Origin of the sequence: Streptomyces sp. Da 82-17, assembly GCF_046098215.1 — a bacterium.
In the GTDB taxonomy this organism is placed as follows: Bacteria; Actinomycetota; Actinomycetes; order Streptomycetales; family Streptomycetaceae; genus Streptomyces.
Genome location: NZ_JBJURH010000026.1, coordinates 116266 through 127119, shown reverse-complemented (window position 1 = coordinate 127119; position 10854 = coordinate 116266). Strand labels below are relative to the sequence as shown.

Annotated in this window: 9 protein-coding genes; all 9 read right to left on the bottom strand. The window is 74.4% G+C overall.

The annotated features are described in order from the left end of the window. Positions 1 to 58: 58 nt before the first annotated feature. The 9 genes from ACIDOF_RS32910 to ACIDOF_RS32870 all read right to left on the bottom strand — a co-directional run bounded on the left by ACIDOF_RS32910 (position 59) and on the right by ACIDOF_RS32870 (position 10558). Positions 59 to 775, bottom strand: coding sequence for a hypothetical protein (locus tag ACIDOF_RS32910; RefSeq protein WP_409009856.1), 717 nt, complete (start codon positions 773 to 775; stop codon positions 59 to 61). Positions 776 to 959: 184 nt separating this feature from the next. Then, complete coding sequence (locus ACIDOF_RS32905; protein WP_409009855.1) at positions 960 to 2480, bottom strand: FAD-dependent monooxygenase; 1521 nt, start codon at positions 2478 to 2480, stop codon at positions 960 to 962. Next, a complete protein-coding gene (locus tag ACIDOF_RS32900) occupies positions 2473 to 3870 on the bottom strand; it encodes a dihydroorotase (protein WP_409009854.1) in 1398 nt (465 codons plus the stop codon). The genes ACIDOF_RS32905 and ACIDOF_RS32900 overlap by 8 nt, the downstream gene beginning before the upstream one ends. Positions 3871 to 3887: 17 nt before the next feature. Further along, complete coding sequence (locus ACIDOF_RS32895) at positions 3888 to 5012, bottom strand: acyl-CoA dehydrogenase family protein (RefSeq protein WP_409009853.1); 1125 nt, start codon at positions 5010 to 5012, stop codon at positions 3888 to 3890. Next, positions 4985 to 6073: a PrpF domain-containing protein gene (locus ACIDOF_RS32890; protein ID WP_409009852.1), complete on the bottom strand. Its 1089-nt coding sequence runs from the start codon at positions 6071 to 6073 to the stop codon at positions 4985 to 4987. The genes ACIDOF_RS32895 and ACIDOF_RS32890 overlap by 28 nt, the downstream gene beginning before the upstream one ends. Further along, a complete protein-coding gene (gene asnB / locus ACIDOF_RS32885; RefSeq protein WP_409009851.1) occupies positions 6070 to 7884 on the bottom strand; it encodes an asparagine synthase (glutamine-hydrolyzing) in 1815 nt (604 codons plus the stop codon). Before asnB ends, ACIDOF_RS32890 begins: the two co-directional genes overlap by 4 nt. A gap of 27 nt (positions 7885 to 7911) precedes the next feature. Then, positions 7912 to 8865 (bottom strand): PLP-dependent cysteine synthase family protein, encoded by a 954-nt coding sequence (locus tag ACIDOF_RS32880; RefSeq protein WP_409009850.1) that lies wholly within the window; start codon positions 8863 to 8865, stop codon positions 7912 to 7914. Between the two features lie 32 nt (positions 8866 to 8897). Then, complete coding sequence (locus ACIDOF_RS32875) at positions 8898 to 9701, bottom strand: HpcH/HpaI aldolase family protein (protein ID WP_409009849.1); 804 nt, start codon at positions 9699 to 9701, stop codon at positions 8898 to 8900. Continuing rightward, positions 9698 to 10558, bottom strand: a complete 861-nt coding sequence (locus ACIDOF_RS32870; RefSeq protein ID WP_409009848.1) for a TauD/TfdA dioxygenase family protein — start codon at positions 10556 to 10558, stop codon at positions 9698 to 9700. The genes ACIDOF_RS32875 and ACIDOF_RS32870 overlap by 4 nt, the downstream gene beginning before the upstream one ends. Between the last annotated feature and the right edge of the window lie 296 nt (positions 10559 to 10854).

Sequence of the window (10854 nt, the reverse complement as noted above, 5' to 3'; positions counted from 1 at the left end):
GGCCGTCGAGGTCTCGGGGCCGGACAGCCGCAACGGCTCCGGCACCGCGACCACGGTCTCAGCCGAGGAACCGCTCGGCCGTGTCCACGGCGGCCAGCACCCGGCCCCAGTCCTGCTCGAAGTGGTCCGCCAGCGCGTTCAGCCAGCCGTCGAGGCCGAGGGCGACACAGCTGCTGGACGCGGGGCCGCCGTCCGGGAGGACGATCGAGCAGCGCTCGCCGAAGTACGTGAGGTGACGGTTCTCCGAGGCGATCGCCCTGCCCCGGTAGCGGTGCTCGTACGCGACGGGGCCGGCGCTTCGTTCGTCCTCGTCGTGACGGGGGCCGGGGGCGGCCACGCGCTCCAGGGGCAGGCCGAGCTCTCCCGACAGCTCCCGCAGGAAGCGCCGCGCGTGCAGCAGATGGTCCGAGACCTGCTCGGCCGTGCCGACGGCCACGACCTCCCGCGTGCGGGGCGCGGTCCGGCGCGTGCCGTCGGCGTCGGTCTCGTCGCGCCGGGGCGGGCCCGGCACCGCGGTCAACAGGCCCTCCGGGGGCGCCTGTTGACCGCGGTACTGCCACAGGACGCCGTGGCAGGCGCTGCCGTGCGGGGCGAGCCCGGCCTCCCGCAGCGTGCCGCCGCCGAAGCCTCCGGCGTCCGCCGCCGGCACGGCGGCGGCGCCCCAGCGCTCGGCCCAGCCCGTGCAGATGCGGTCGAGGGATGCCACGGCGTGCAGCGGCGGGCGGTCCGGCGCGGCCGGTCCGCCCGCTCCCCGCACACCGCTCCGCACGCGCATCGCTCCCCGTCGCTCCACGAACCCGGCACTGGGCAAAGCCACGACGAGGGAAGCGTGCACAGCCTCGCGGTGCGGCGACAACGGGGACATGGCGAAGTGGTACGGCCGACCGAGCGCTCCGACGGCCGGTGCCGCGCTGCGACGGCCGGTGCCGCGCTGCGACTGCCGTCGCCCGCGGGCGCGTTCAGGCGGCCTGCGTCAGGCCGGCGCCCGCGACCACCGCGGCGACCGTGTCCGGCTCGAAGTTGACAGCGCTGCACCAGCCGCCGGTGGAGAGCCGGAACCAGAGGGAGCTGGTGATCTCCCCGTCCCGGTGCTCGCCCTCGACGACCTCGTCGCCCGGCGCCCAGCCGTCCGCGGCGTGGCTGACGCCGTCGTCGGGCAGCAGCAGCCGGATCACGGGACTGGTCAGGGACGGGCCGGAGCGGACGTTGGCGTCCCGCCACACCGGGCCGGGGCTGCACGGGGTGGCGATGAACTCGGGGGTGGGCATCGGTGTTCTCCTCTTCCCCGCGTGCGGCACGACGACCGCCTCGCGGATGGTGACGGGCGGGGTCCAGTCCGTGATGTCGAGAGCCTCGCTGTCCTTGCGGCCCTGACGTCTCATCAGGTCGTTGCGGGCGCGTTCCCCGGCGGCGTCCGCACCCTGGTCCAGGGCGCCCTGCCGCCGTGAGCGCAGCTGGATCTCGGCGGTGCGCGGCAGCCGTTCGCGTGCGTAGGCCGCGAGCGCGCGGGGCACGTCGTGGTGCGTGCGGAGGGCCGCCCTCAGCACGACGGCGTCCTCCAGGGCCGTGTTCGCCCCCTGCCCCAGGGCCGGAACCATCGGGTGCGCGGCGTCGCCGAGCAGCGCCACCCGGCCCTGGGCCATCCGCGGCGCCGGGTCCCGGTCGTGCACGTCGGTGACGACGAGGTTCGCGGGGTCGCAGTCCCGCACGAGACGCACGAAGGGCTCGTCCCAGCCGGACATGGCGTCGAGCAGGTCGTGCAGGGCGCCGATGGGGCCCTTCGCGGGCCAGGTTCCCGCGGCTGCGGTGATCTTCGCGGTCCAGTAGAGGGTGTCCCGGCCGACGGGAGCGACGAACAGCTGGAGGCCGCGGCCGTTGACCACGTACGGCTGCTGCCCCAGCGCGCGGCTGGTGGTGCGGCCGCGGATCGAGGTGTAGCCGCGGTAGGCGGGGGGACCGTCGGCCAGGATCGTCCTGCGGACCGCCGAGTTGATGCCGTCGGCGGCCACGAGCGCGGCGCCGCTGAGCGACGTCCCGTCCGACAGATGCACCCGCACATGGTCGTCGTACGGGGTGAAGCCCGCCACGCCCGTTCCCAGGAACACGGCCGCCCCCGCGACGGACGCCTCGACGAGCAGGGCCGTCTGCAACGCGGTGCGCAGGATGGGCACTTGGGGTGTGCCGTGCGGCCGGCCGATGTGCTCCTTTGCGAGCAGCGCGCCCGTCGCGTCGACGATGCGGCGCACCTCCTCGTCCCCGGTGACATGCCCGTCGTTCCGGATGCGGGCTCCCAGCGCCGGGCTGATGGCGTCGGCGGCGCGCACGCCGTTGGGGTGCAGCAGGAGGCCGCCGCCCGCATCACGGATGTAGGGGGCGCGTTCGAAGACGATGACGCGGACGCCGTCGTGGGCGAGCGCCGCCGCCGCGGCGAGTCCGCCGATGCCGCCGCCGGCCACGACGACGGTGCGCTGCTCAGACATGGACTGCCTCTTCTCGGGTCGGGCGGCCGGTCACGGAGGCCAGCAGGCGTCCGTCGTACGTGCCGAACGTGCCGGTGGCCGCGTCCCACACGGTCCGTCCGGCCCGCAGGGTGCGGGTGACGCGTCCGGTGAACGTCCAGCCCTCGTACGCGGACCAACCGCACTTGGTGTGCACGTCGGCGGCGGAGAGCATCCACGTGTCGTCGGGCGCGAGGAACGCCAGGTCGGCGTCGGCGCCGGGCACGATGCGGCCCTTGCCGGGCAGCCGGAACAGGTCGGCGGGGGCGGCGCCCAGGTAGTGGGCGACGCGGCGCGCCGCGTGGTCGGGGTGCTCGTCGGGCCAGCGGCGGCGCATCCCCGTCCAGGCGGCGTGGGCGAGTTCCTGTACGCCGGGCAGGCCGGGCGGGGACAGGCTGACGCCGCGGGTCTTCTCCTCGACGGTGTGCGGGGCGTGGTCGCTGCCGAGGGTGGCGGGCTGCCCGGCGCGCACCGCCTCCCACAGGCGGTCCTGGTCGGCCTGGCCGCGGATGGAGGGCGACAGCCGGGTGCGGGCCCCGAGCCGGCGGGTGTCGGCGTCGGTGAACGACAGGTGGTGGCCGGTGACTTCGAAGGTCACGGGCAGTCCGGCGGCCTGTGCCGCGCACACCAGGTCGGCTTCCTCGGCGCTGGAGAGGTGCAGGATGTGGGCGCGGGTGCCGTGCCGGCGCACCAGCTCGATGACCTTGGCCACGGCGACGATGCCGGCGCTGCGGGGGCGCCGCTGCTCGTAGTCGGCGTAGTGGCCGGGTTCGCCGCGCCAGGTGTCGAGGAGGTCGAACAGCTCGTTGTCCTCGGCGTGCAGGACGAGTTGGACGTCGCCCAGGGCGGCCGCGACGAACGCCTTCTCCAGCTGTCCGGCGTCGCGGACCACGGTGGGTGCGGTGTGGTGGCCGGCCATGAAGATCTTGGCGCTGGTGGCGAGGGCGGGATCGAGCTCGGCGAGGAGTTCGGGGCGGTCCGGGTCGAGGCCGATGTGGAAGCGGTGGTCGACCAGTGAACTCCCCTGGATCTGCGCGGCCTTGGCGACGATCGCCTCGTGGGTCAGGGTCGGCGGGACGGTGTTGGGCATGTCGATGACGGTGGTGAAGCCCCCGGCCACCGCGGCCCTGCTGCCGTGCCTCCAGTCCTCCTTGTGGGTCAGGCCGGGGGTGCGGAAGTGCACGTGCGAGTCGATGAGGCCGGGCAGCACGTACTGGTCCCCGGCGTCCAGGCGGTGCGCGTCCGGGGGCGCGGTGTCGGTGTCGGTGACGGCCGTGATCCGGCCGTCGGCGATGTGCACGCAGCCGGGGCGCACGCCGTCGGGCGTGACGAGACGGCGGCCGGTGACGACGGTCGTCGCAGCGGTGTCCATGGGTTCCGTGCCCCTCCTCAGTGCTGCCATGACGCGGCCGCCAGTTCTCTGCACAGGTCGTTGGTGGGTCCCATCAGGGCGACGCCGCGGGCGTCGGCGAGCAGCCGGGTCAGGGCCTCGCCCGCCCGGTAGCCGGCCGAGCCGAGCAGCCGGGCCACGTCGAGGCAGATCTCCTCCGCCGCGGAGGACGCGTGCAACTTGCTGTAGAGCGTGGTCAGTCCGGGGTTCGGGGCGGTACGGGCGCCCGCCCGGTCGACGAGAGCGCGGGCCGACTCCAGGCGGGTGGCCAGCTCGGTGAGCCGGTGCCGGAACATCGGCACCGCCAGCAGGTCGTGCCGGTTGGCGTGGCGGACGGCGAGGTCGAAGGCGGCCTGGGCGATGCCCACGGAGACCGCTCCGAGCGTGGCGCCGGACTCGCGGACCTGCGCGATGACCTCCTGGGCGCCGCCCGGCTCGCCCAGCCGGTCGGCGTCGGAGACCAGGCACTGCTCCAGGCTCACCAGGCCGGTGGCCGAGCCGCGCATGCCGATCAGGTCGAGCCCGAGGCGGGGGCGGATCCCCGGGTTGTCGGCGGCGACGAGGAAGAAGGTCTGCCCGGCCGCGCCGTAGCCGCTGTCGGCGGTGGGCGCTGCGCCGGTCCGTACGAGGACGAGATAGAGGTCGGCCAGGCAGGCTCCGGTGGTGAAGGACTTGTTGCCGTCGAGGAGCCAACTGCCGTCGGCGCGGCGGGTTCCGGTGCTGCCGAGCCGGCGTTTGGCCGCGCCCGCGCCTGGCTCGCTCCACGCCGACGCGGCCAGCCAGGTGCCGTCGGCGAGGCACGGCAGGAGACGGGCGCGCTGTTCGGGCGTGCCCCACTCGCTGATCCGGGCGGTCACCGCGAAGTGCTGGAAGGCGATGATCGCGAGGGACGGGTTGACCGTCGCGATCTCCTCCACGACCCGGTTGACCTCGGCCGCCGAGCCGCCCTCACCGCCGTGCTCGACCGGCACGGCGGTGCCGAGCAGTCCGGAGGCGCGCAGCTCGGCGACGGCCTCGCGGTCCGGCTGCCCGGTGCGGTCGGTGGTGACCGCCGACTCGCGCAGTCGGGCGCGGAGGGCGGAGTTGATGCGGGTTCTCATGCTGCTGCTGACAGCGACAGACATGCGTCGGCCTCCTCAGGCTCCACGATGGTTCGGACGGCGTGCCGGTGGTCGTGCCGGTCGAGTACGAGCGAGCCCTGGAAGGCGACTTCCTTGTGGGCGACGGCTGTCCACGACAGAGCCCGGCCGCGGCCCGTGTCCCGGGACGCGGCGGTGACGACGGTGCGGGAGCCGGGCGTGACGAGGACGAGGGGCCGTTCCGCCGGCGTGGCGGCCGCCGTGCCGTGCTGCCGGGCCAGCCGCCAGGGGACGGTGTGCGGGATGCCCGCTGCGGCGGCGAGGCAGACCGCGCCGGTGAGGGCGAGCGTCGGATGCCAGCCGGGCACCGACAGGGCGCGGACGGCGAGCGCCCCGTCGGCGCCCGGAACCAGCGCCGCGATCTTGGGGAAGACGCTGGTGCGGGGCGAGCCGACCCGGTCGGCCGCGGCCGCTCTGATGCGTTCGAGCCGCGCGAAGAGCGCGTCGCCCGCGGCGAACAGCGCGTCCGGCGTGGCGACGCCGAGGTCCCGGGCGTCGACGAACGCGTAGGGGTTGCCGGAGTTCACCAGGGAGACCTCGGTCGCGGCGCCGTCGACGACGAGACGGCTGACCGGGCGGCCGGTGAGCAGCAGCTCGTCGAAGGGCACGGCGCTCAGCTGGACGAAGGTGGCGGTGAAGCGGGCCTCGTCGTGCTCGGTCTGCTCCAGCTCGCAGACGACGCTGTCCTCCGTGTTGAGGACCCGCACCCGCACGCGCGAGCCGGGCGCCAACCGGCCGATCATTCCCGCGCGTTCGGCGGCCGCAGCGGTGGCGAGGATCGAGTGGCCGCAGGAGCCGCGCAGTTCGAACCGGTCCGGCGGGCCCGGCAGCACCTGCACGAAGTAGTAGTCGAGGTCGAACAGGGGGTGCGTGGACGGCCGCGCCAGGGCGATCTTCAGTACGTGTCCGGCGCCCGCGGCGAGCAGTTCGCGCCGCACCTCGGCGAGGCGGCGCAGCAGCCGCGGCTCGTCTTCGGGCAGCCGCCGGGCGTCGAGGACGAGGGTCGGGCAGGGGGCGCCGGTGGCCTGCACCAGGTGGCCGATCATGCGGCGACCTCCGTCCGGTGCGGGGCGGCGGCGAGGCGGTCGCGCCAGACGCCGTGCACGAGCAGCGCCCACAGCGTGTGGGCGACGGTGTCGTCGGGGCGTTGCGCCTGGGCGGTGAACAGGGCGTTCACGACGGCCGGCCGGAGCTCGCCGCGGGCGGCGAGGCGGTCCGGGGCGAGGGTGTCGCGGGCGTACTCCCACAGGGCGGTGCCGGGGCTGAGCATCGCGGTGACGGGCAGTGTGAAGGGCTGCTTGGGGCGGCCGAGGACGCCGTGCGGGAGGAGCCCGGCCGCGGCCCCGTACAGGCTGGTCTTGACCTGGCCGGCGTGGATGCGCAGGTGGTCGGGGAGGGCGCGGCCGAGGTCGACGACGCCGGGCTGGCAGAAGGGCAGCCGGGCCTCGACCGAGTGGGCCATGGTGAGGTGGTCGACGCGGCGCAGGTGGTAGGCGGGCAGCCGGTGCCGCAGTTCGAAGTCGGTGATGCGGGACAGGGCGCTGCCGGGGCCGTGGGTGAGGGCGTCGAGCGCGGTGGCCGGGATCGGGCTGGTCGCCAGGGCCTCCTCGCGGTACGCGTCGGTGTAGAGGCGGTGCCTGGACCGGGCCGGGAGTACGGCGAGTTGGTCGAGGTAGGCGGCGGTCCAGGGGCGGCCGTCGGCGTCGGCCTCGGCGGCGGCGCGCATCCGGGTGTAGCCGCCGAACACCTCGTCGGCGCCGTCGCCGGTGAGGGCCGCCTTGAAGCCGGCGTCGTGCACGGCGGCGAACAGGGCGTGGGTGCTGACCGTGATCGGGTCGGCGTTCGGCTGGCCGAGGTGCCGCACGGTCCGCTCGACGAGCGCGGGCAGGTCGGCGGGGTCGATCTCCACCTGGTGGTGGACGGTCCCGGTGTGCTGGGCGACGCTGCGCGCGTGGTGGCGCTCGTCGAAGGGCCAGCGGCCGCGGTAGGCGACGTTGAAGGAGTGCAGGGGGCTGCCGCTGCCGTGTTCGGCGGCGAGCGCGGTGACCAGGCTGGAGTCGAGCCCGCCGGAGGTGATCACGGCGACGGGCGCGTCGGCCGCCAGGAGCCGGCCCACCTCGTGGCGCAGCGTGTGCCGCACCTGGCGGGCCACGGCCCGGCGGTCGTCGGGCAGCCGCGGCGAACGGGCCGTCGTGGTACGGGAGTTGAGCCGCGGGGCCCGGCCGGGGCGGCAGGTCAGCGTGGTCGCCGGGGGCAGCGCGGTGATGCCGGAGAGCATGGTCTCCTGGCCGAACGGGGTCTTTGTCGCCAGGCAGGCGTCGAGCCCTTGGGGGCGGGTGCGCTGCGCGAGGCCGGGGAAGCCGAGCAGCGCCGGGATCTCGGAGGCGAAGTACAGGGCTCGGCTCGCCGCGTCCCAGTGGTAGTAGAGCGGCTTCATGCCGATGTGGTCGGTGGCGAGGAGCAGTTTGGGCTGTGCGGTACGGGTGTCGAGCACGGCGATCGCGTACATGCCGTCGAGTTCGTCGACGAAGGCGTCGCCGTGTTCCGCGTACAGCGCCGGGAGGATGCCGCCGTCGCAGCGGTCGGTGAAGGTGTGGCCCTGCTGGGCGAGGCGGCGGCGCAGGGCGTCGTGGTTGTAGATCTCGCCGTTGAACACGACGTGGATGCGGTCGCCCAGGCTGTACGGCTGACGGCCGCCGGCCGGGTCGACGAGGGCGAGCCGGTTGTTGCCGATGCCCCAGCCGGGGCCGGTCACGTGCCCGGTGCCGTCGGGGCCGCCGTGCCGTTGCCGGGCGGCCGCCTCGGCCAGGTCCCGTGGTGTCGCGGTGGTGTTGAAGTAGCCGTGGATGCGGCACATACCAGCCCGTCTCCCTGTGTAGTGGCCTCAGTGATGTGCCGTGGACAGATAGCGCTCCCCGGAGTCCGGGAACACGGTGACGACGGTGGCGCCCGCCCAGCGGGCGCGGCCGGCGAGCACCCGGCTCGCGTGGGCCGCCGCCCCGGACGAGACGCCGACCGGAATCCCGGTGGCCCGGGTGACTTCGCGGGCGGTGCGCGCGGCCGCTTCGTCGGGCACGGTGACGACGTCGTCGACCAGGCTCAGGTCGGTGATGTCCGAGACGTAGCCCGCGCCGATCCCGGGAATGCCGTGCGGCCCGCCCTCGCCGCCGGACAGCACCGCGGAGCGGGCCGGTTCGACGGCGACGACGTGCACGTCGCCGTGCTCCTTCAGGAAGCGGGCGGTGCCGGTGAGCGTGCCGCCCGTGCCGACCCCGCACACCAGGACGTCGACCCGGCCGCCGGTCGCGTGCCGGATCTCCGGCCCCGTGGTCTCGTAGTGGGCCCGGACGTTGGCCGGGTTCCGGTCCTGGTGCGGCAGCCACGAACCGGGGATCGAGCGCTGCAGCTGCTCGGCGTGCGCCCAGGCGGCGAGGAGGCCGTCGCGGTGCGGCACGGTGACGATCTCCGCGCCCAACTCCCGCAGGATCAGCCGGCGTTCCTCCGTGGCGTTGTCCGGCATGACGATGATGCAGCGGTGGCCGCGGATCGCGGCGAGCCCGGCGAGCGAGATGCCGGTCGAGCCGGAGGAGCACTCGATCACCGTGCCGCCCGTGGGCGGCAGCAGCCCGGTCGCCTCCGCCTCGCGGAGCATGGCGAGCGCGGGCCGGTCCTTCACACTGCACAGCGGGTTGAACATCTCCAGCTTGGCCAGCAGGCGGACGTGCTCGGGCACGCCGCCGAGACGCACCCGCAACAGCGGCGTCTGCCCGACGAGTTCCTCCATCGAGTCGACGACCCGCGCGGTGGCCGCCGGGGCTTCGGGCGGGGTGACGGTCATGGTGCCTCCCTGTCTGCTCGTGCTGCCGAAGGTCAGGCCGCCGCGGCCAGACCCCACGCGTCGTCCAGGTGCGCGGCCGCAGCCTGCTGGAGGTGCGTGATGTCGCTGGACACCGTGGCGAAGGTGAAGCCCGAGGCGAGCCGGTGAGCGGCGTCGGCGCCGGTCAGGCAGTGGATGCCGGCGGCGATGCCGGCGGCGCGGGCCGCCTCGGCGATCTCGTCGAGGGCGTCCTCCAGGGCCTGCGCGGCGTCCGGGTCGCCGAAGTGGCGGGCGCCGAGGGCCACGGACAGGTCCGCGGGGCCGACGTAGACCGCGTCGAGCCCGGGCACCGCGCAGATGTCCTTCAGGTCGCGCAGTGCGGCGGCCGTCTCGATCATCACGATGCAGGCCACCCGCTCGTCGACCTCGGCCGGCACGGAGCCGAGCCTGATCTCACCGCGCACCGGGCCGCCGAGGCTGCGGGTGCCGCGAGGCCAGTGCCGGCAGGCGCGTACGGCGGTCTCGGCCTCGGCGGCGGACTCGACCATCGGCACGATCACGGCACGGGCGCCGCTGTCCAGCGCCTGGCCGATGGCGACGGGGTCCACGGACGGCACCCGGATCACCCCGGCGGCGCTGCCCCGGGCGTCGACGGCGAGCATCGCGGACTGCCAGCCCGGCTGGTGCAGCACGCCGTGCTGGCCGTCGACGCCGATGTAGTCGTAGCCGAGGCCGGCGATGCGTTCGGTGCCGACGGGGTTGTCGAGGGCGATCCAGTAGCCGACGAGCGGTGCACGGCGGCGCAGGCGCGCCACGAAGCTGTCCGGGCCCGGTCCGCCGGGGCGTCGCGCGCTCATGCGTCCTCCTCCAGGGCGTAGCTGGTTCTGCCGTCGAGCCCGACCGGCACGTCGCCGGTGATCGACACGCGGTGCAGGACCCGCTTGTGGTCGTCGTAGTCGTTGACGGCGTAGTGCTGTGTGCTGCGGTTGTCGAAGATCAGGACGTCGCCGGGGCGCCAGGTCCAGCGGGCCGTGTTCTCCGGCCTGCGGACGTAGGACTGCAGGACGTCGAGGATCGGGCGGGACTCGCGCAGCTCCATGCCGAGCAGGCGCTGGGCGAAGCCGCCGAGGAAGAGGCTCGGCTCCCCGGACTCGGGGTGGACCCGCACTACGGGGTGGGCGGCGCGCCGCTCGGTGGCCATGAAGGCCCGCCGGACCTCCTCGCCCCGGGCGGTGCCGAGCCGGGGCTGTTCGGCGCGGTTGGTGTGCACGGCCCACAACTGGTCGGCGACCGCGCGCAGTTCACGGGGCAGGTCCCGGTAACCGGCGGCCGCGTTGGCGACGAGGGTGTCGCCGCCGTAGGGCGGCAGGACGACGGCGCGCAGGGTCGTGCCCAGCGACGGCACGGGGGTGAAGCTGATGTCGGTGTGCCAGTGGTCGGCGCGCTGCTCCTCCCCGTCGACGGGGATCACCTGGGGCGCCCCGTCGAGGGTCCGCATCAGCGGGTGGGTGTCGGTGAGCGGACCGAAACGGCCGGCGAAGGACACCTGCTCGGCGTCGGTGATGTCCTGGTCCCGGAAAAACAGGACTTTGTACTGCAGAAATGCCGCGTGTATGTCGCGGAAAACCGGCTCGGAGAGCTCGGCGCTCAGATCGACGCCGGTTATCTCCGCGCCGATCCTGCCGCCCAGTCTGCGAATGTCGAAATCGGACACTTCCCGCCCTTCCCGCCACAGGACACGTTTGCCTGACGCTTTCGGCGCGCCACGCGTCCCATCGGTGTGAATGCCATGGCAACCCCTGGCGGAAGGCGGTCCGCGGTGGCCCGCTTTTTCGCCAGGTTGCCGAGCAAGAGAGTGCGACTTCTGGACGTCCGGTGCACAGAGAGCCGTTCAGGTAACGCTCGGTTGAACAGGCTCGGTTGTTCCGCAAGAGCCGAAGTGGTGACCTCGAAGCACCTGGAACGGCCTCCGCGAAAGGCCCCAGGAATTCCGAACACCGCAGGAGGACC